The organism is Acidaminobacterium chupaoyuni, from assembly GCF_047936785.1.
GTDB lineage: Bacteria > Bacillota > Clostridia > Oscillospirales > Butyricicoccaceae > Acidaminobacterium > Acidaminobacterium chupaoyuni.
The window spans coordinates 2,332,791-2,352,408 of the sequence record NZ_CP176394.1; the positions used below are offsets into that span (position 1 = coordinate 2,332,791).

Annotated in this window: 16 protein-coding genes; 1 reads left to right on the plus strand and 15 read right to left on the minus strand. The window is 55.3% G+C overall.

Annotated features, from left to right (window positions below):
• Positions 1–4 precede the first annotated feature (4 nt).
• Together ACJA3I_RS11095 and ACJA3I_RS11100 are read right to left on the minus strand one after the other, a co-directional pair.
• A complete protein-coding gene (locus ACJA3I_RS11095) occupies positions 5–853 on the minus strand; it encodes an energy-coupling factor transporter ATPase (RefSeq protein WP_458862656.1) in 849 nt (282 codons plus the stop codon).
• A gap of 11 nt (positions 854–864) precedes the next feature.
• On the minus strand, positions 865–1,728 hold the full coding sequence (locus tag ACJA3I_RS11100; RefSeq protein WP_458862657.1) for a class I SAM-dependent methyltransferase: 864 nt from the start codon (positions 1,726–1,728) through the stop codon (positions 865–867).
• A 258-nt stretch (positions 1,729–1,986) separates the two neighbouring features.
• Here ACJA3I_RS11100 and ACJA3I_RS11105 point away from each other — a divergent pair, with 258 nt between their 5' ends.
• Complete coding sequence (locus tag ACJA3I_RS11105) at positions 1,987–2,934, plus strand: hypothetical protein (protein ID WP_458862658.1); 948 nt, start codon at positions 1,987–1,989, stop codon at positions 2,932–2,934.
• Between the two features lie 153 nt (positions 2,935–3,087).
• On the opposite strand, the gene pyrE is transcribed toward ACJA3I_RS11105, so the two are convergent.
• From pyrE to ACJA3I_RS11170, 13 genes are all read right to left on the minus strand, one after another.
• Positions 3,088–3,729, minus strand: coding sequence for an orotate phosphoribosyltransferase (gene pyrE, locus ACJA3I_RS11110; protein WP_458862659.1), 642 nt, complete (start codon positions 3,727–3,729; stop codon positions 3,088–3,090).
• Positions 3,730–3,747: 18 nt separating this feature from the next.
• Positions 3,748–4,452, minus strand: coding sequence for an orotidine-5'-phosphate decarboxylase (pyrF, locus tag ACJA3I_RS11115; RefSeq protein ID WP_458862660.1), 705 nt, complete (start codon positions 4,450–4,452; stop codon positions 3,748–3,750).
• Positions 4,449–5,363, minus strand: a complete 915-nt coding sequence (locus ACJA3I_RS11120) for a dihydroorotate dehydrogenase (protein ID WP_458862661.1) — start codon at positions 5,361–5,363, stop codon at positions 4,449–4,451. The genes pyrF and ACJA3I_RS11120 overlap by 4 nt, the downstream gene beginning before the upstream one ends.
• On the minus strand, positions 5,363–6,094 hold the full coding sequence (locus ACJA3I_RS11125; protein WP_458862662.1) for a dihydroorotate dehydrogenase electron transfer subunit: 732 nt from the start codon (positions 6,092–6,094) through the stop codon (positions 5,363–5,365). Before ACJA3I_RS11125 ends, ACJA3I_RS11120 begins: the two co-directional genes overlap by 1 nt.
• Positions 6,095–9,286: a carbamoyl-phosphate synthase large subunit gene (gene carB, locus ACJA3I_RS11130; protein ID WP_458862663.1), complete on the minus strand. Its 3,192-nt coding sequence runs from the start codon at positions 9,284–9,286 to the stop codon at positions 6,095–6,097.
• A complete protein-coding gene (gene carA / locus ACJA3I_RS11135; RefSeq protein ID WP_458862664.1) occupies positions 9,279–10,391 on the minus strand; it encodes a glutamine-hydrolyzing carbamoyl-phosphate synthase small subunit in 1,113 nt (370 codons plus the stop codon). Before carA ends, carB begins: the two co-directional genes overlap by 8 nt.
• Before the next feature lies 1 nt (position 10,392).
• Entirely contained in the window at positions 10,393–11,655 is a 1,263-nt protein-coding gene (locus ACJA3I_RS11140; RefSeq protein WP_458862665.1) for a dihydroorotase, read from the minus strand.
• An 11-nt stretch (positions 11,656–11,666) separates the two neighbouring features.
• Positions 11,667–12,542, minus strand: coding sequence for an aspartate carbamoyltransferase catalytic subunit (locus tag ACJA3I_RS11145; protein WP_458862666.1), 876 nt, complete (start codon positions 12,540–12,542; stop codon positions 11,667–11,669).
• A 221-nt stretch (positions 12,543–12,763) separates the two neighbouring features.
• Positions 12,764–12,985 (minus strand): DUF1653 domain-containing protein, encoded by a 222-nt coding sequence (locus tag ACJA3I_RS11150; RefSeq protein ID WP_458862667.1) that lies wholly within the window; start codon positions 12,983–12,985, stop codon positions 12,764–12,766.
• A gap of 215 nt (positions 12,986–13,200) precedes the next feature.
• The gene (gene ftsH, locus ACJA3I_RS11155) at positions 13,201–15,018 is read right to left on the minus strand and encodes an ATP-dependent zinc metalloprotease FtsH (protein ID WP_458862668.1); all 1,818 of its coding nucleotides are present in this window, start codon (positions 15,016–15,018) and stop codon (positions 13,201–13,203) included.
• 268 nt (positions 15,019–15,286) lie between these two features.
• A complete protein-coding gene (locus ACJA3I_RS11160; protein WP_458862669.1) occupies positions 15,287–16,885 on the minus strand; it encodes an amidohydrolase in 1,599 nt (532 codons plus the stop codon).
• An 86-nt stretch (positions 16,886–16,971) separates the two neighbouring features.
• Complete coding sequence (locus ACJA3I_RS11165; RefSeq protein WP_458862670.1) at positions 16,972–17,730, minus strand: exodeoxyribonuclease III; 759 nt, start codon at positions 17,728–17,730, stop codon at positions 16,972–16,974.
• 18 nt (positions 17,731–17,748) lie between these two features.
• Complete coding sequence (locus ACJA3I_RS11170) at positions 17,749–19,557, minus strand: DUF2207 family protein (protein WP_458862671.1); 1,809 nt, start codon at positions 19,555–19,557, stop codon at positions 17,749–17,751.
• Between the last annotated feature and the right edge of the window lie 61 nt (positions 19,558–19,618).

Genomic DNA, 19,618 nt, shown 5'->3' on the forward strand with positions numbered 1-19,618 from the left:
GGGATCAATCCTCCAAAAACTTCATCAGCCGCCGGGCGCATTCTTCATCCGTCAGGGCATCGATTGCCACATCGGCGCCGTTCCTGCGCAGTTCGTCCAAAATTTCCACCGTTTGCGGCACGCCCAGGCCCGTTTTGCGCATGGCCTCCACTTTGCTGAAAATTTCTTTCGGCTTGCCGTCATCGATCACATGGCCGTCTTCCATCACGATGACGCGGTCGGCCTGCGCGGCTTCATCCATATGGTGGGTGATGAGCACCACCGTCATTTTTTCGTTTTCATTCAGCCAGCGGATGGTTTTCATCACTTCCGCCCGCCCGTTGGGATCCAGCATGGCTGTGGGTTCATCCATCACGATCACCCGCGGCGCCATGGCCAGCACCCCGGCGATGGCGATGCGCTGTTTCTGGCCGCCCGACAGCAGATGGGGGGCGTTCTTTTTAAATTCGCTCATGCCCACCGCCGCCAGCGCTTCATCCACGCGCCTGCGTATCTCGGCGGAAGGCAGGCCCATATTTTCGGGCGCAAAGGCCACATCTTCTTCCACCACGGTGGCCACGATCTGGTTATCGGGGTTTTGGAAAACCATGCCCGCCACCCCGCGGATATCATAAAGCTTGCTTTCATCGGCTGTATCCATGCCATCGACCCACACTTTGCCTTCGGTGGGCAGCAGGATGCCGTTGAAATGTTTGGCCAGGGTGGATTTTCCCGAGCCGTTATGCCCCAAAACCGCCACAAAAGTGCCGCTTTGGATTTCCAGCGTGATGCCATCCAGCGCCAAAAGATCGGGCTGGTTCTCACGGTGGGTATACCGATAGCGAAGCCCTTCGGTTTTGATAATGCTTTCCATCTTTCTTCTCCTTATGCGCGGCAGACCCAGCGCGAGGTGTGGCCGCAGGGCAGCATCAGCCCGCTTTGCGTCACGGGCAGCAGCAGCTCGCCGCCTTCCACACTGCCGCCATAGCGTTTCTGCATGGTCATCCCCAGCAAATAAACGGGAACCGAGGGCGAAATGCCCGTGGTATAGGAATTGATGATGAGGAACAGCGGGTCTTCCGAAAGCACGCCCATGCAAAGTTCCAAAAATTCGGCAATGTTATCTTCAAATTTCCAGATCTCCCCCGAAGGCCCGCGGCCATAGGAAGGGGGATCCATAATGATAGCGTCATAGGTGTGGCCGCGGCGGATCTCGCGTTCCACAAATTTTTTGCAGTCATCCACGATATAGCGGATGGGCGCCTGAGAAAGGCCGGAAGCCGCGGCGTTTTCTTTGGCCCAGGCCACCATGCCCTTGGAAGCATCCACATGGCAAACGCCGGCCCCCGCCGAAGCGGCCGCCAAAGTTGCCCCGCCCGTATAGGCAAACAGGTTCAAAACGCTGACGGGCTTATTGCGGCTTTTGATCATCTGGCGCGTAAAATCCCAATTCGCCGCCTGCTCGGGGAAAACGCCGGTATGCTTGAAATTCATCGGCTTGATCTGAAAAGTCAGGTCATCATAAGCGATGTTCCACTGGGGCGGCAAATCGAAGATCTCCCAATTGCCGCCGCCCTTTTCAGAACGGTGATAAATGGCGTTGGCCTTGCGCCACAGGGGGTGGCCGCCTCTTTTCCAAATCGCCTGCGGATCGGGGCGGATCAGGATCTGCCGGCCCCAGCGTTCCAGCCGCTCGCCGCCGCCGCAATCGAGCAATTCATATTCTTTCCATCTATTTGCAGCCCACATAGCTACCTCCGAAAAATCTTTTATTCCAAATAAAACAGCTTTCCTGTCTTTTATCCATAATCACTTTATTATATCATAAATATCACAGGCATGAAAGTGGCATCTTTTCATCTTTTGCCTCGCCGCAGGATCACGACAAAGACCCCTTGGCAGCCGGCCCGGGCTGTGATATACTGTCAAAAAGAGCAAATATTTTACAGTAAATATTTGCAATCTTACTTTTTGCCCCATTATATTCCTTAACAAGGAGGTTCCAAAATGAAAAAGGTTCTTGCTTCGATGCTGCTTCTGCCGCTGCTTTTCTGCGGCTGCGCAACGCAAAACAAAGTAACGCCCCTGAAAGAAATGCCCACCATGGCCGAGCTTTCAAAGTTCTATGACAGCCATTCCGAAAAGCAGAATGACGCCCGCAAACAAGAGGTCAAAGCCATGATCGACGGCACTTCCGAAAGCGAACTGCTGAAAATTCTGACCGCTTCTCTGCAAACCTGGGCGGATAAGAAAAAGCCGGTGAAGATCGACCGGGTCACTCTGGAAGGTTCGGCCGACCCTTTGCTGATGAATGAAAACACGGGCGAAAAAGCCTATTCCAACCTGTCTTTGGCAGCCGGCGTTTATTATGACCCCCAGGCGGCAGGCAGCGATGAAAAGGCGCTGGCCGATAAAATCGTCGAACAGGTATCTCAGGCGCTGAAAGAAACGCCCTATGGCGTTTATAAGATCCACGAGCTGAAGGTCACCTGCTACAGCCTCAGCGGCATCGCTCTTTATGAAAGCACCGGTTTTTCGCTGACTTCCGATCCTGCCTTTGCGCCCGCGCAGAGCGAGGAAGAAAAACATCTTCAGGCCACCGCCTATGAAGCCGTCTCCCGCTGGAACGAAGAAGCTTCCAAAGCGTTCACCGACGAAGCTTCAAAAAAAGAATTTGAAAAAGGCCGCCGGGTCGTTACGCTGCGCCGCTTCGGCATCGACCCTTCTTCAAAAAAGCTTCTTGCGGAGATCCCCGTCACCAAGGCCGATCTCACAAAAGATCCTGCCGTTTTGCAAAGCGGGTTTGAAGAAAACAGCAAAGCCCTTTATCAGGCCATGCAGCAGGATGAAAAAGCCATGGCGTTTCTGAAAAAGAACGGCGTTTCCTCGGCTGTGATTTCCGTCAGCACCCCTTGGGCCGGCAATTTCGATTATTCCTTCGATTTCGGCGCTTGATAAACAAGGCGCCCCATAGCAGAAGCAAAGGCCTCTCACCTATAACGGGTGAGAGGCCTTTCTGGATGCCTGTTTTTTCTTTTGCGGCTGTTTTCCGGTTTTGCCCGCTTTTGCGGTTTCTGCCGGATGATGCCCCATGCTGCTTTGGCGGTTTTACAGGCTCATCCAGCTTTCATCCGAAGGATTTTTCTGAAACGCCTGAAGCTTTTTCACCTCTTCAGGTTTGATATAATTTTCTTCCACCGCTTTTTCCACCAGCGCATCATAATTGGAAAGCGAGATGTTTTTCACCTCTGCCTGCGCCATGCGGTCGATGCCCTTTTGCAGCCCATAGGTGAAGATCGAAGCCACGCCCAGCACTTCGGCGCCCACTTCGCGCAGCACATTGACCACTTCGATCACGCTGCCGCCGGTGGAGATCAGGTCTTCCACCACCACGACCTTCTGGCCTTTTTCCACGCGGCCTTCGATCTGGTTATGGCGGCCATGATCCTTGGCGCTGCCGCGCACATAAGCCATGGGCAGTTTCAAAATATCGGCCACCAGCGCGGCGTGGGCGATGCCTGCTGTGCTGGTGCCCACCACCACTTCACATTCGGGATAATGCCTGCGGATGTTTTCGGCGATGCCCTGTTCCACCTGAGAGCGGATCTCGGGATAAGAAAGGGTGAGGCGGTTATCGCAATAGATCGGCGATTTGATGCCGCTTGCCCAAGTGAAGGGATCCTGCGGCTTTAAAAATACGGCTTTGATCTCCAATAAAAATCCGGCAATCTTTTTTTCCATTGTTTCCATGCTTCTTCTCCCTTTCTGTTAACCGATAAAATCTTTCATGATGCGGCGATAAGCAGCCACGGGGTCTTCGGCGGCGGTGATGGGGCGGCCCACCACGATATAATCCGTGCCGATCTCGCGGGCTTTGGCGGGGGTGGTGATGCGGGATTGATCGTTGGTTTTGCCATCGGCATAGCGAATGCCGGGGGTCACCGTGAGGAATTGTTTGCCGCAGGCATCCTTCACAAGGCCCGCTTCCAGCGGAGAGCAAACCACGCCCTCAAGGCCGCTTTCCATGGCGTTGCGCGCATAATGGCGCACGGTTTCTTCGATGGTGGCGTTGATAAGCAGTTCTTTCTGCATCCGTTCCTGCGAAGTGCTGGTCAGCTGGGTCACCGCAAGCAGAAGCGGTGTTTCACCCGCGGCGCCTTCTTCCAGGCCCTCTTTGGCGGCGCGCATCATATCGGCCGTTCCCGCCGCATGCACATTGGTCATGTTCACGCCCAGGCGGGCCAGGTTGGCCATGGCCTTGCGCACCGTGGTGGGGATATCATGCAGCTTCAGATCCAGAAAAATATCGTGGCCCATGGCTTTGATCTCGCGAACGATATCGGGGCCTTCGCCGTAAAACAGCTCCATGCCGATCTTCACAAAGGGTTTTTCTTCTTTGAACTGCGAAAGAAAATGCAGTGTTGCGGCTTTATCTTTGAAATCGCAAGCCACGATCACATCGTTTTTTCTCATTGATGCGCCCTCCCAATTATATCACTTAAATTTTCGATTCCGTATTCATCCATTTTAAACGGCAGCTCTTCGATGATCTTGGGGCAGGCCCAGGGATCCACCAGATTCTGCGCGCCCACCTGAACGGCAGAAGCGCCCGCCGATAAAAATTCGATCACATCATCTGCGCTTTGGATGCCGCCCACACCGATAATGGGCAGATCGACGGCTTCCGCCGCCTGATAAACCATTCTCAGCGCCACCGGCTTGATGGCCGGGCCCGAAAAGCCCGCCATTTTTGTGGAAACAATGGGCTTGCCCGTGCGCGGTTCGATGCGCATGCCCAGCAGGGTGTTGATGAGCACGATGCCGTCTGCCCCCGCCTCGGCCACCGCTTTGGCGATGGCCGCAATATCCGTCACATTGGGCGAAAGCTTCATGTAAACCGGTTTGTGCGCGATCTGCTTCACCGCCCGGCAAACCGCGGCCGCGGCTTCGGGCTGGGTGCCAAAAGCCATGCCGCCGTGCTTCACATTGGGGCAGGAAATATTGATCTCTAAAATGCCGATCTCTTCCTGCTGATCGAACAGCGCCGCGGTATGCACATATTCTTCGATGGAAAAGCCCGAGATATTGGCGATGGCTCTTTTATGAAAAACCTTGCGCAGCTTCGGCAATTCTTCGGCGATCACCCGATCAATGCCGGGGTTTTGCAGGCCGATGGCGTTGATGATGCCGCTTTCACATTCCGCGATGCGCGGCGTGGGGTTGCCGAACCGCGGCTGCCGGGTCGTGCCTTTCAGGCTGATGCTGCCCAGACAATCCAAATCATAAAACTGGGCGAATTCATAACCGAACCCAAAGGTTCCGCTGGCGGGGATCACGGGGTTCTCCAGCTCCCAATCCCCCAGCTTAACGCTTAATCTTCCCATTAAAATTTCACCTCGCTGCTTTTCATCACGGGGCCTTCCACACAGATGCGTTTATTGCCTGTCAGCGTTTCACAGCTGCAGCCCATGCAGGCGCCAAAGCCGCAGCCCATGCGCTCTTCAAACGAAAGCTGCCCTTCTTTGCCCATGCCCCAAACGGCCTTGAGCATCGGCATGGGGCCGCAGGCGCAATAGGCATCATAATCGATCTGCCCGAGCACATCGGTGACAAAGCCTTGGATGCCTTGAGAACCATCCACCGTTGTGACATAAACGGGGCAGCCCAGCGCTTCGAAGCGATCGACATAAAAAGCCTGATCAGCATTGCCGAAGCCCAGCACCATGGTGATCTTTTTGCCCGCGGCGATCATTCTTTTGGCAAGGCCATACATCGGGGGGGCGCCCACGCCCCCGCCGATGATCGCTGTTTTTTCGCCGGTTTCTTCCATGTTGAAGCCGTTGCCCAGGCCCACCAACAGATCAAGCTCTTCACCCGGTTCCATGGCGGCCATGCGCTCTGTGCCGCGGCCCACCATTTTATAGATCAGCGTCATGGTCTTTTCATCCCAATCGCAGATGCTGATGGGGCGGCGCAGATAAAGCCCTTCGATCTTGATATTGACAAACTGGCCCGGGGCTTCCACAAAGCTCATATCGCCCTTCAGCACCATTTCAAAGGTATCCTGCGCGATGGGGCGGTTGGAAACGATCTCATAGATTCCCTGTGTTTTCATTTATTTGCCCTCGCTGTCGATGGTGGAAACGCCCATGGTGATCTCTTCCAGCACATCCAACAAAACGCTGACGGTATCCAGCGAGGTGAACATGGTCACATTGTTTTCAACGGCGCAGCGGCGGATCTGGAAACCGTCTTCGCTGCCCTTGCCCATTTCGCCCTCGCTGAGGGTATTGATGACATAAGTCACATGGCCCTGGCGCAGAGATTCAAGAATTTCTTCGCTGCCCTCGCTGAGTTTTTTCTTGGCTCTTGTGCGAATGCCGTTTTCTTTGAGGAAGGCGGCTGTGCCGCGGGTGGCTTCGATATTGAAGCCCAGATCATAAAAGCGGCGCACCAGCGGCAGCGCGCGGTCTTTATCCGCATCCGCAATGGTGACGAATACCGTGCCATAGTTTTCCACACGCATGCCCGCCGCTTTCAGCGCTTTATAAAGCGCGCGGTTGAGGGTGTTATCATAGCCGATGGCTTCGCCGGTGGATTTCATTTCGGGCGAAAGGTTCACATCCGCCCCGCGCAGCTTAGAGAAAGAGAACACGGGCGCTTTCACATACCAGCGCTTTTTCTCTTTGGCAAGCCCTGTGCCATAACCCTGTTCTTTCAGGCTGTGCCCCAGCATGACCTTGGTGGCGATGTTCGCCATGGGGATGCCCGTTGCTTTGGAAAGGAACGGCACCGTTCTGGAAGAGCGGGGGTTGACCTCGATAACATGAACGGTCTCATCGCCGCTGACGATGAACTGGATATTGAACAGGCCGCGAATGCCGATGCCTTTGCCCAGCTTGATAGTATAATCGATGATGAGATCGCGGGCCTTTTTGCCCACCGAGAAGGTGGGATAAACGCTGATGGAATCGCCGGAATGCACGCCTGTGTGCTCCACATGCTCCATAATGCCGGGGATCATCACATCTTCGCCGTCGCAGATGGCGTCCACTTCCAGCTCTTTGCCCGAGATATATTTATCCACCAGAACCGGGTGTTCATCGCTGGCCACCACGGCTTCTGCCAGATAGCGGCGCAGGCCCGCGTCATCGCGCACGATCTGCATAGCGCGGCCGCCCAGCACATAGCTGGGGCGCACCAGAACGGGGTATCCGATGCGGTTTGCCACCTTGATGCCGTCTTCCACATTGGTCACGGCCTGCCCTTCGGGCTGGGGGATCTTCAGTTCGTTCATCAGCTTTTCAAAGCTGTCGCGGTTTTCCGCCCGGTCGATGGCTTCCACATCGGTGCCGATGATATGAACGCCCAGCTCATGCAGGCGCTCGGCAAGGTTGATGGCCGTCTGGCCGCCCAGCGAAACCACCACGCCCATGGGTTTTTCCAGATGGATGAGGTTCATCACATCTTCCACACACAAAGGCTCGAAATAAAGCTTGTCGCTGGTGGTGTAATCGGTGGAAACCGTTTCGGGGTTGTTATTGATGATAATGGCTTCATAGCCCGCTTCGCGGATGGCCCAGATGGCGTGAACGGTGGAATAGTCAAATTCCACGCCCTGCCCGATGCGGATGGGGCCGGAACCCAGCACCAGCACAGAAGGTTTTTCGGTGACGATGGATTCTTCTTCGCCTTCATAGGTCGAATAGAAATAAGGCACATACGCGCCGAATTCCGCCGCGCAGGTATCGATGGTTTTATAAACGGGCCAAATGTTGTTTGTTTCGCGCAGGCGGTAAACTTCCAGTTCGCCCAGGCCCCACAGATGGCCGATGAAGGCATCCGAGAAGCCCATGCGCTTGGCCTGCGTCAGCACAGCGGCATCGCCCTTGTTGTTTTTCAGCACTTCTTCATATTCCACGATGGTGCGCAGCGTATCGATAAAGAAGAAATCGATCTTGGTGGCCTGGCAGATCTGCATGATATCCACTTTGCGGCGCAGCAGCTCGGCCATGGCGTAAAGGCGCTCATCCGTGGGGGTGACGATCTCTTCGAGGATCTGGCTTGTGCGCATATCATCGAACTTCTTCTTCCAGATATGGGTGACGCCCACTTCCAGGCTGCGCACGGATTTCAAAAGCGCTTCGGCCATGGTGCGGCCGATGGCCATCACTTCGCCGGTGGCCTTCATCTGGGTCGTCAGCAGTTTGCTGGCCTTATCGAACTTATCAAAGGGGAAGCGTGCCACCTTGCAGACGATGTAATCCAGCGCGGGCTCGAAGGAAGCCGGCACGCTGCCCAGCTGGATCTCATCCAGCGCCATGCCCACGGCGATCTTGGCCGAAACCTTGGCGATGGGGAAGCCGCTCGCTTTGGAAGCCAGCGCCGAAGAGCGGGAAACGCGGGGGTTGACCTCAATGACGAAATAGCGGAAGGAATAAGGGTCCAGCGCGAACTGCACATTACAGCCGCCCTCGATCGAAAGCTCGCGGATGATGCGCAGCGCCGCATCCCGCAGCATATGATATTCCTTCGCCGTCAAGGTCTGCGCGGGGGCAACCACCATGGAATCGCCGGTATGCACGCCCACCGGGTCGATGTTTTCCATCGAGCAGATGCCGATGGCGGTGTCGTTTTTATCGCGCATGACTTCGAATTCGATCTCTTTATAGCCCTTGATGGATTTTTCCACCAGCACCTGCCCCACGGGGGATAAATGCAGGGCGCTTTCGGCCAGTTCCACCAGTTCTTCATCGTTGTCGCAGAAACCGCCGCCTGTGCCGCCCAGTGTAAACGCAGGGCGCAGCACGATGGGATAGCCGATTTTATTGGCTTCTTCCTTCGCCTGCTCGATGGTGTGGGCGATATAGCTTTCCACCACAGGCTCGCCGATGCGCACGCAGAGATCGCGGAATTTTTCGCGGTCTTCCGCTTCATCGATGGAGCGGAAAGAAGTGCCGAGGATCTCGACGCCGCATTCGCGCAGAACGCCTTTCTGCGCCAGCTGCATGGCCAGATTCAGCCCTGTCTGCCCGCCCAGAGTGGGGATGATGGCATCGGGGCGCTCCATGCGGATGATCTTGGCCACATATTCCAGATTGATCGGCTCCATATAAACCTTATCGGCGATATGGGTGTCGGTCATAATGGTGGCAGGGTTGGAATTGACCAGAATGACGCTGTAACCTTCTTCTTTCAGGGCAAGGCAGGCCTGTGTGCCCGAATAGTCGAATTCCGCGGCCTGACCGATGACGATGGGGCCGGAACCGATGACGAGGATCTTATGAATATCAGTACGCTTAGGCATTTTTGGAACCTCCCTTTGCATTTTCCATATCGCTGATGAACAGATCGTAATGATAGGCGCAATCATCGGCGCCGGGCATGTTTTCGGGGTAATACTGCACGCCGGAAATATGCTTTTCTTCGCTGCGGAAGCCTTCCACCGTGTGATCGAGCAGATGGCGGTGGGTCACCGCAAGGCAGGTGTTCTTCAGGCTGTCTTCGCATACGGCCGAGGTATGGCCCTGAGCGGTGAATTCACGCTTTCCGAAGCCTTCGCGCATCACGGGGATATTGCCGCCGCTGTGGATGGTTTTCATGGGCGTAACTTTGCCGCCCGCGGCCAGCGCCAGAACATGGCTGCCCAGCGCAACGCCGAAGAGGGGAAGCTTGCCCATCAGCGCCGCAGCCGTTTTCACCGTTTCGGGGATCTGGGCGGCTTCGCCCGGGCCGCTGGAAATAAACACCCCATCGGGGTTCATGGCCAGAATGGCTTCGGCGGAAGTCTGATAAGGCACCACCGTCACATTGCATCCGCGGGAAGTCAAGCAGCGGATGCTGCTTTGGCGGATGCCGCAATCGATGGCCACCACATGATAAGTGTGGTTCGCCGTTCTGCTATACCACACCTTGCGGCTGGAAACGCGGCTGACCAGATCGGTGGGCAGCGGGGCAGCTTTCAGCTCTTCAAGAGCTTGTTCCGTTGGAACCTCTGCATCGGTGAGGATCATTTTCATCGCGCCGTTTTCGCGCAGCATTCTGGTGATGGCGCGGGTATCCACCCCCTGGATGCCGGGGATATTGTTTTCTTCCATCACATCGGCCAGTGTCTGGGTATAGCGAAAATTCGAGGGGCGGTCGTTATATTCGCGCACCACCAGGCAGGCCAGCCGCAGCGCGCGCGATTCATAATCTTCTTCCGCCATGCCGTATGTGCCGATGACGGGATAAGTCATCACAAGCCCTTCCCCCGCGCAGGCGGGGTCGCTGACGATTTCCTGATAGCCGATCATCGCGGTATCAAACACAGCTTTGCAAACGGCTGTTTTTGCCGCGCCGAAGCCTTCTCCCAAAAATTCGCGGCCGTTTTCAAACACGATCTTTCGATCGCGGCGTTCTGTTTTTTCCATGTTAAAATTCCTCCCCATAGATGACCTTGCCGCCCACCAGTGTTCGAACTGTCTTGCCGGCAGCTTCTTTTCCTTCAAACGGTGTCGAGCGCCCTTTGGAAAGGAACTCGTCACTGCATATACGATATTCTTTTGTCAGATCAAGCATCACAAGATCTGCGGGCGCGCCCGCGCGGATGCCGTAATCGATGCCCAAAACTTTGGCCGGCCCTTCTGTCAGCAGATAAAGCAGCCGTTCCAGCGGCAGGCGCCCCGTTTTCACGAGCCCGTGATATAAAACGCCGAAAGCGCTTTCGATGCCCACCGTGCCCATGGCGCTTTTTTCAAGGCCGCGGGCTTTTTCTTCGGCGCTGTGGGGGGCGTGATCGGTGGCGATGCAGTCGCAGGTTCCGTCGATCAGCGCTTCCACCAATGCGCGGCGGTCTTCGGCGGCGCGCAGGGGCGGGTTCATTTTAAAGCGGCCGTCATCTTCCGTGATATCGTCTTCGCAAAGCAGAAGATGATGGGGCGTGATCTCAAAACTGATGTTTTGCGCGGTCTGCTTGGCGCGGCGCAGGATCTCAACGCTTTCTTTGGCCGAAACATGGCAGACATGATAGCGGCATCCCGTTTCCGCCGCCAGCTTCACATCACGCTCGATCTGCCCATATTCCGAGCGGCTGCAAATGCCGCGGTGGCCGTGGGCTTTGGCGTAAGCGCCATCGTGGATATAGCCGCCATGCAGCAGGCTTTCATCTTCACAATGGGCGCAAAGCAGGCTTCCGCATGCCTTCACCCGGCGCATCGCCTCGCGCATCATCTCTTCGCTCTGCACCCCCTTGCCGTCATCGGTGAAACCGGGGCAGCGCGGGGCCAGCGCTTCGATCTCTGAAAGCTGCTGCCCTTTTTCGCCCACGGTGATGGAAGCGTAGGGCAGCACATGCACTTTGGCGCTTTCGGCGATGCGCCGCTCTGAAACCGCCAGATGTTCCCGGCTGTCGGGCACAGGGTTCAGGTTCGGCATGGCGCAGACCGTGGTGAAGCCGCCGTGGGCCGCCGCCATGGTGCCGCTTTCGATGGTTTCTTTATAATCGAACCCCGGCTCGCGCAGATGCACATGGATATCGATGAACCCCGGGGCCACCAGAAGGCCCGCGGCATCCACCATTTTCGCCGCTTGCAGATTTTGGCCGATCTCCGCGATTTGGCCGTCTTTGATCTTCAGGTCGAGTTTTTCCAGTTTTCCGCTTTGGTAAACCGCGGCGCCGCAAATCACATATTCCATCGCGCAGCCCCTTATTCGCAAAGCGCGCGTTTGATGGCGGCCATGCGAACGAACACACCGTTTTCCACCTGTTTGAAGATGCGGCTTTTTTCGCATTCCACCACATCATCGGCAATTTCCACATTGCGGTTGAAGGGCGCGGGGTGCATGATGATGGCGCGGTCTTTCATCCAGGGCAGCTTATCGGCGTTGAGGCCATAGCGGTCGTGGTATTCTTCCACCGTCAAATGCATGGTTTCCGCATGGCGTTCATGCTGCACGCGCAGAAGCATCACCACATCGTTTTCGCGCACGGCTTTTTCGAAGGGCACATAATTCATACCCGGTTCCATATATTCTTCGGGGCCGCTGGTGCAGACTTCCATGCCCAGGCGCTGCATCACCTCAAAATTGGTGTGGGCCACGCGCGAGTGAGAAACATCGCCGATGATGGCCACCTTCAGCCCTTTGAAATCGCCGAATTCCTGACGGATGGTCATCAGATCCAGCAGCGATTGGGTGGGATGGTTGCCTGTTCCGTCGCCGCCGTTGAGCAGCTTTGCGCGGACATGGCCCAGAAGCTGTTTGTAATATTCATTTTCCACATGGCGGATCACCAGCGCATCCACGCCGAAGCTGTCGAAAGTTTTCACGGTATCATAAAAACTTTCGTTCTTTTTCAGCGAAGAACCCGCCGGATTAAAAGAAATGACCCGTAAACCCAGTTTTTCTTCAGCCACATTGAAGCTGTACTGGGTACGGGTCGAGGGTTCAAAAAACAAATTGGCGACGATACGGCCGGAAAGCCCCGTAAAGACCTCTCCGTCATGGAAGGCCTGCGCCTGATTTAAAATTGCGGTGATTTCCGATACATCCAAACTTCGCAGTTCAAGCAGATCTTTTCCCATAAAAACCTCCTGATAGGATTGTATGCGCCGTTGCGGCGCAGCGGTGAATATTCCACGGCAAAACGCCGCTTTTTGATAAAATAAAAGCCTTTGGAACCGACCAAAGGCAAAAGTTTTTTATGCGCTTGTGCTGCCTGCCTTCGGTGTATTCTTAAAAAAGCCCAAAATTTCTTAAATTATACTACAGCTTTTTCACCAATGCAAGATTTTTTTACAATTTTTTATTCGGCCCCCAAATAAGTGAACCGCTTATCGGTCTTTCCGTCGCGCTCCACCGTTTCGTTCCACATGGAAGCGGGCCGAACCCAGATGCCTCTTTCCCCATAAAGGGCCTGATAGACCACATATTCTTCCAAGGTTTCAGAATGGCGCGCCACCGCGATCACCCGATATTCCCTGCCTTTGAAATGGCGATATCTGCCCGGCAGAATTTTTTCTTCCATAAAACCCTCCTGCGCCGTCTTGCGGCGGTTTGCTTTTCATCGGTCGGGGAACACCCCGCGCCCTTGCCGGCGCCCGCAAGCGCCGTATTCTATTTATATTGCCGCGAATAGTATCCTATCGCCGGCGCCGCAGGCGGGCCGTGGAATCTGCATCATAACCGTTTGTGATTATGATACCACAGCCCGCCATGGGGCACAATGCGCGGCGCAAAAAATCAGCGGTTCAGAATTTCCATAAATTCTTCGCCTGTGATCGTTTCTTTTTCCAGCAGATAGCGGGCCAGCTCATGCAGCTTTTCGGAATCGTTTTTCAAGATCTCAAAAGCCTTTTGGTGGGCCTGCTTGATGGTTTCCAGCACCAGCCCATCCACTTTCGAAGCCGTTTCCTGCGAGCATTGCAGGGTGGTATCGCCGCCCAGATATTGGTTTGTCACCGTTTCCAGCGCCATCATGTCGAATTCATCGCTCATGCCCAGCCGCGTGATCATGGCGCGCGCGATCTTGGTGGCCTGTTCGATATCGTTGGAAGCGCCCGAAGTGCAGGTTCCGAAAATCAGCTCTTCCGCCGCGCGCCCCGCGGTGAAGGTGCAGATCTTGGCCAGAGCCTCTTCGCGGCTCATCAGCAGCTTTTCTTCTTCATCCACCTGCATGGTATAGCCCAAAGCGCCCGAAGTGCGCGGCACAATGGTGATTTTATGCACAGGCGCAGAATTTTTCTGCCGCGCCGCCACCAGCGCGTGGCCGATCTCATGGTAAGCGACGATCTGGCGTTCTTTGCCCGAGATCACGGCGTTTTTGCGCTGATAACCCGCGATAACGGTTTCGATGGCTTCTTCCAAATCGCTTTGGCAAACGGTCTGACGCCCCGCGCGCACCGCGTTAAGCGCGCCTTCATTGATAATATTGGCAAGTTCCGCGCCCGAAGTGCCTGCCGTGGCGCGGGCGATCACATTCCAATCAACCTTTTCGTCGATCTGGATATTTTTGGCGTGCACTTTCAAAATCGCTTCGCGGCCCTTCAGATCGGGCAGCTCCACGGGGATGCGGCGGTCAAAACGGCCGGGGCGCAGCAGCGCCTGATCCAGCACTTCGGGGCGGTTGGTGGCTGCCAGAATGATCACGCCTTTGCTGCCGTCGAAGCCATCCATCTCGCTGAGCAGCTGGTTGAGGGTCTGTTCGCGTTCATCGTTGCCGCCCATCATGTTATCGCGGCGTTTGCCGATGGCATCGATCTCATCGATGAACACGATGCAGGGGGCTTTTTCCTGCGCCTGTTTGAACAGGTCGCGAACGCGGGCCGCGCCCATGCCCACAAACATTTCAATAAATTCGGAACCCGAGATCGAGAAAAACGGAACGCCCGCTTCGCCCGCCACGGCCTTGGCCAGCAGGGTCTTGCCTGTGCCCGGAGGGCCCACCAGCAGCGCGCCTTTGGGCATCTGCGCGCCGATCTGCTGATAGCGGCCGGGGTTATGCAGAAAATCGACGATCTCTGTGAGGGCCTCTTTGGCTTCATCCTGCCCCGCCACATCGGCAAAGGTTTTGCCTGTTTCGGCTTCCACATATACCTTGGCGTTGCTTTTGCCAAAGCTCATCACATTGCCGCCGCCCATTTTCTTCGACATCACGCGGAACAGCAGATTTCCCAGCAGGATCATCACGGCAAACGGCAGCACAAACGAAAGCAGCATCGAAACAAGGGGCGAGGTTTTCTTTTCGATGACGCCGCCGAAGGTGACCCCCGATTTCAGCAGGCGGTCGGTGAGCTGGGGGTCGCCCACGCTGCCCGTGACATAAACATTTTTATCTTTTTTATCGGTGGTCTGAAAGGCAATGGTGTCATCCTGCAGCTGCACCACCGCGATCTTCCCGTTTTCCAGCATATCCACGAATTTGTTATATTCCACCGTTACCGGGTCGTGGGAAAACAGCAAATTCAATAACACCAGAATGCAGATCACCGCCACATAATAATAGATCAGTGGCTTCTTGCTTCGCTTGGGCGAACCGGATGAACCGCTTGTCACTGCCATCTCTTTTCCTCCTCACAATTTTCAGCCGCCAAAAGGGGCTTTCTTTTCTTTTTTGTTCTGCGCCGGGGTCGCGGGCTTTCCATAAAAAAGCCGGGTCTCTGCCGCAAAAAAGGGAACAACTGTTTTTTGTTATTATAGCACCCTGTTTTCTGAAAACATAGAACCATTCGGGGTTTTTGCCCATTTTTTTCAGTTTGTTCATGATTTTGTTTCGGCGGCGTCAAAAAGGCGGCGTCATCTTTCGATAACGCCGCCGCGGGTTGAAAGCTTAAATTTTCTCTCGCAGATAAACGGTGCTGCCCTCTTTCAAGGTTTCCAGCACGCGGATATCGCATAAGGTGGTTTTGGGTTCTTTCAGCGGGTCGCGCTCAAGAATGACCAGATCGGCCAGCTTGCCCGCCTTCAAACTGCCCTTGCGGTCTTCTTCAAAATATTGATACGCGGCGTTGAGGGTAACGGCCTTCAGCGCATCCAGCACAGAGATTCGTTCTTCTTCGCCCATGGAAGCGCCGCTTTTGCTGACGCGGTTGACGGCGCACCACACTGTGCGCATCATATCCGGCAGCAAAACGGGGGTATCCTGATGAAAAGTATAGACAAGGCCCTCTTTCTGGGCGGTGGCGGCGGGGCTGATCTCTTTGGCGCGCTCTTCACCCAGATTCTTGCGGTGCACATCGCCCCAATAATAGGTATGCGCCGTGAAGAACGAAGCGATCATGCCCAGCCGGGCCATTTTTGCCACCTGATCTTTGCGAATGGTTTGGGCGTGGATCATCACGGGGCGGATATCTTCCTGCCGCCGCGCTTCCTGCCGCACCTTTTCATAAGCCGAAATCAGCTGGTCTGCCGCGGCATCGCCGTTGCAGTGGGCAAGCAGCTGCACATTTTCTTCGGTGGCTTTCTGCAAAAATTCGCGCACCGCTTCATCGGTATAAATCGGGTAACCGCGGTAGCCATCGGTTTCGCCCTCATAAGGCTTTGTCATCCACGCGGTCTTCCCCTGGGGCGAACCATCCAGAAAAATTTTATAGCCGCCCAGGCGCAGCCGGCGCTGATAATTGCGATAGATCGCCTGCTGTTCCAGCAAAGCTTCGCTGGTCTTCATATCGGCATAGGCCACCACATCGATGGATAAGCGCCCCTCTTTGGCCGCTTCGGCCAGCAGATCGAAATCTTTGCGCGCCACTTTGCCATCCTGCGCCGTGGTGATGCCAAAGCTCAAATAGATCTGCTGGGCCTTTTCCAGATATTCCATGATCTGTGTGCCCGAAAAACTCATCACGCCGCCCGCCATGCGGATAAACGCATTCTCTTCCAAATAACCATCCGGCTGGCCATCCGGCTTGTGACCGATCTTCCCGCCTTCGGGCGCCACGGTTTCGGCGGTGATGCCCAAACGCCGCAGCCCCGCGGAATTGACCGCCCCCATATGGCCCGAAGCATGCACCACGATCACGGGGTTTTCCGAACAGACGGAATCTAAAAACGCCGCGTCGGGATGGCGCTGCTCGCGCAGATAGTTATGGTCATAGCCAAAGCCGATCAACCACTGATCGGGCGGAAGCTTGTTTTCTTCGCGATAGCGCTGAAGCGCCGCGCCGATCTCTTCAAAACTGCGCAGCCCTTCCAGCGGGGCCAGCCCCAGAGTGGCCGCGAACTGCGAAATGTGGCTGTGCGCATCGAGAAACGCGGGCATGAGCGCTTTACCTTTCAAATCGATGCGGCGGGTGTCTTCGGGGGCCTGTGCTTCCACTTCCGCCAGCTTTCCCACCGCCGCGATCTTGCCGCGGCTGATCAAGATCGCTTCTGCATAAAGCGGTTCTTCCATCGTGATGATGGGGCCGCCAAAAAACAATTTGCTGCTCATCGCTGCATCCTCCCTGTTCCGGTTTCCATTTTCTTATATCTTATTATAACGGATGAAAAGGGAGAATTTGTAGCTTTTCTGTAAACTCAGGCAAAAGAAAGTTTCAGCCCCACGGGGCAATGGTCGCTGCCCATCACCTGATGATAGATCTCTGCGTCTTCGATCTTTTCACGCAGCTTCTGCGAAACCAGAAAATAATCGATGCGCCACCCCGCGTTGTTCTGGCGCGCTTTGAACATATAGCTCCACCAGGTATAGGCCCCTTCCAGATCGGGATAAAGCAGGCGGAAAGAATCCAGGAACCCCGCTTCCTGCAGCAGCGTCATTTTTTCGCGTTCTTCCGCTGTGAAGCCCGCGTTGCGCTGGTTGCTTTTGGGGTTCTTCAGGTCGATCTCCCTGTGGGCCACATTCATATCGCCGCAGATCACCACCGGCTTGTGTTCTTCCAGCCGGGTCACATAAGCGCGAAAATCGTTTTCCCACTGCATGCGGTAATCCAGACGCGTCAGCTCGCGCTGAGAATTGGGCACATACACATTGACCAGAATAAATTTTTCAAATTCCAGCGTGATCACGCGGCCTTCGTGGTCGTGCTCATCGATGCCCAGGTCGTAAGTGACCTTCAGCGGCTCTAAGCGGGTGAACACCGCCGTTCCCGAATATCCCTTTTTCTCGGCGCTGTTCCAATATTGGCGATATCCTTCCAGCTCCAGTTCCGCCTGATCGGGCTGCATTTTGGTTTCCTGCAGGCAAAACACATCCGCATCCGCTTCTTTGAAAAAATCGAGAAAACCTTTCCCCAAACAGGCGCGAAGCCCGTTGACATTCCATGAGATCAGCTGCATCTTCAGCCTTCCTTTCTGTTATCGGCTGCCGCCGCCATGGCCGCCGCCCGAAAAACCGCCGCCGCCCGAAAACGAGCTGTGGCCGCCCCCGCCGCTGCTGCGCATGGCCTGCTGTGCGGCGCTTTGCCCGGCCTGCATTCCGCGGCTCATGGCGTATGACATATGGTTGACCATAAACATCATCCGCATCCAATCGCCGTTGCTGCGATATTCGGTCTGCTGGTCTTCGAAATAGCGCGGATAGATCTGTTTGAAGCTTTCCGCCACACGGTCGGCAATGCCGAAGAGGGTGGCCAGCACCAGATAATCATCCCACAGCGCCACTTCGGCGGGCTGGCGCTCGTTGATGAGCGAAAATTCCTGCAAATAATTTTTAAAGCCCACCGCCTTGGCCGCCTGTTCTTCGCCCGATGCCGTGAGCACCTCTCTTTTCACATGGAAAAGCCCGAAGAATACCGGCTCGCTGCGCACTTCCAAAAGCCCTTTGGCCCGCAGCGTCTGCGTTCCTTTGCGTTCCACGCTGTTCTGCCATTCCTGAACGGTGGTGTAATGCGCGCGCGACCAGCGGTAAAACTCTTTTTCCTGCAAAATGCCGTCGCCGCCCGCCGCCGTTTCCATCAGCTCATAAAGGCGCTGCTCCGTTTCTTCGGTGGGGGGATGCTGCAGCACCACGCTGGTTTCGGTGGAACTGCCGATGCCCATAAAGCCTTTTGTTTCCTTTTCTTCCACCGATACCTGCCCATGCTGCAAAAACCGCAGCAGATAAGCGCCGATCAGCCCGCCGTCTTCCGGCGGCAGACCGCCCTCTTTGAGCAGCGCATAAACCGAGGGGATATCCCCTTCCATCGGCAGATCGCGGTTCCACGGCACATCCTTGGGGCTGACCTTTTTATCGCCTACCGTCAGTTTGCCCGTAGATCTGGTTTTTTTCTTTTGCGAAGCCACCACGGCGATGACCACGCCCACGATGATCACGGGGTTGAGAAGCATGCCCAGAACGGAAAGCAGCGCATTTTTGCCGCTTTGCGAATTATTTTCATAGCCGTAATAATCGTTATTCCCCCAGCCGCCTTCAGGTTCTTTTTGATAATCGCTGCCCTCCATGGCCTGATTTTTCAGATTATCAAAGCTTTCTGCCTTTGTCAGCGCGGGCGTGAACAGTTCGGGCGAAAACCGCGCCAGAATATTCACATATCCGCTGCTTGTAAGCGGTTTGTCGGCGGTGGCGTGGATCTTGCCCTCTTCCACCCAGATCTCGCCCTCAAAACCAAACGCCCAAACAGCGGTATCTTCCTTTGTCAGCTGGGCGTTTTCTTTTTCGATCCATACTTCCACTTTCTGCGGAGGCGCCGAAAGTTCATCGTTGACGAAACGGTGATAAAAACCGTTATAATCCGAAAAGCCTTTCACAAGCCCCGTAACGGTATAGGAAGCCGTGAACACATGATGCCCATAGCTGCCCACGCCCCAGCAAAGCTCATAGCCGTCGTTCTTGGTGACGATGCCGCATTTGCCCGCTTTTTCTTCCAAAGAGCGGTCGATATCCCAAGAGGGCTCCTGCTGAAAAACGGTTCCGTTTTCATCGGTCACCGAAAAATCGCGGATCTCCATTCCTTCCAGATTCGATTGCACCAGATACCATTCTGTGCCCGAATCCACCGTGATATCCCATGTTTCCGAAATCCTCGCGCTGCCATCCTGCGCCAGCACAACATTTACCGTGATGCCATGCACCGCCTGACCGGATGCCGCGGCGGGCAAAACAAGCAGCGCCGCCAGCATCATCGCCAGCAGACATGCCGTTATAACGCGTTTTCCTGTTCTCATGTTTGCTCTCCGTTTCTTTCCCCGAATCGCCCGTTTGAGGGCCTCCGTGTTTTTCATAAGC

Excerpts from the sequence above, each read along its gene's own strand:
- ACJA3I_RS11160 (WP_458862669.1), bottom strand. The coding sequence starts at position 16,885 with ATGAGCAGCAAATTGTTTTTTGGCGGCCCCATCATCACGATGGAAGAA.
- ACJA3I_RS11165 (WP_458862670.1), bottom strand. The coding sequence starts at position 17,730 with ATGCAGCTGATCTCATGGAATGTCAACGGGCTTCGCGCCTGTTTGGGG.
- ACJA3I_RS11145 (WP_458862666.1), bottom strand. The coding sequence starts at position 12,542 with ATGGGAAAAGATCTGCTTGAACTGCGAAGTTTGGATGTATCGGAAATC.
- ACJA3I_RS11150 (WP_458862667.1), bottom strand. The coding sequence starts at position 12,985 with ATGGAAGAAAAAATTCTGCCGGGCAGATATCGCCATTTCAAAGGCAGG.
- ACJA3I_RS11105 (WP_458862658.1), top strand. The coding sequence starts at position 1,987 with ATGAAAAAGGTTCTTGCTTCGATGCTGCTTCTGCCGCTGCTTTTCTGC.
- ftsH (WP_458862668.1), bottom strand. The coding sequence starts at position 15,018 with ATGGCAGTGACAAGCGGTTCATCCGGTTCGCCCAAGCGAAGCAAGAAG.
- ACJA3I_RS11120 (WP_458862661.1), bottom strand. The coding sequence starts at position 5,363 with ATGGGAAGATTAAGCGTTAAGCTGGGGGATTGGGAGCTGGAGAACCCC.
- ACJA3I_RS11095 (WP_458862656.1), bottom strand. The coding sequence starts at position 853 with ATGGAAAGCATTATCAAAACCGAAGGGCTTCGCTATCGGTATACCCAC.
- ACJA3I_RS11100 (WP_458862657.1), bottom strand. The coding sequence starts at position 1,728 with ATGTGGGCTGCAAATAGATGGAAAGAATATGAATTGCTCGATTGCGGC.
- pyrF (WP_458862660.1), bottom strand. The coding sequence starts at position 4,452 with ATGAGAAAAAACGATGTGATCGTGGCTTGCGATTTCAAAGATAAAGCC.
- pyrE (WP_458862659.1), bottom strand. The coding sequence starts at position 3,729 with ATGGAAACAATGGAAAAAAAGATTGCCGGATTTTTATTGGAGATCAAA.
- ACJA3I_RS11140 (WP_458862665.1), bottom strand. The coding sequence starts at position 11,655 with ATGGAATATGTGATTTGCGGCGCCGCGGTTTACCAAAGCGGAAAACTG.
- ACJA3I_RS11125 (WP_458862662.1), bottom strand. The coding sequence starts at position 6,094 with ATGAAAACACAGGGAATCTATGAGATCGTTTCCAACCGCCCCATCGCG.
- carB (WP_458862663.1), bottom strand. The coding sequence starts at position 9,286 with ATGCCTAAGCGTACTGATATTCATAAGATCCTCGTCATCGGTTCCGGC.
- ACJA3I_RS11170 (WP_458862671.1), bottom strand. The coding sequence starts at position 19,557 with ATGAGAACAGGAAAACGCGTTATAACGGCATGTCTGCTGGCGATGATG.
- carA (WP_458862664.1), bottom strand. The coding sequence starts at position 10,391 with ATGGAAAAAACAGAACGCCGCGATCGAAAGATCGTGTTTGAAAACGGC.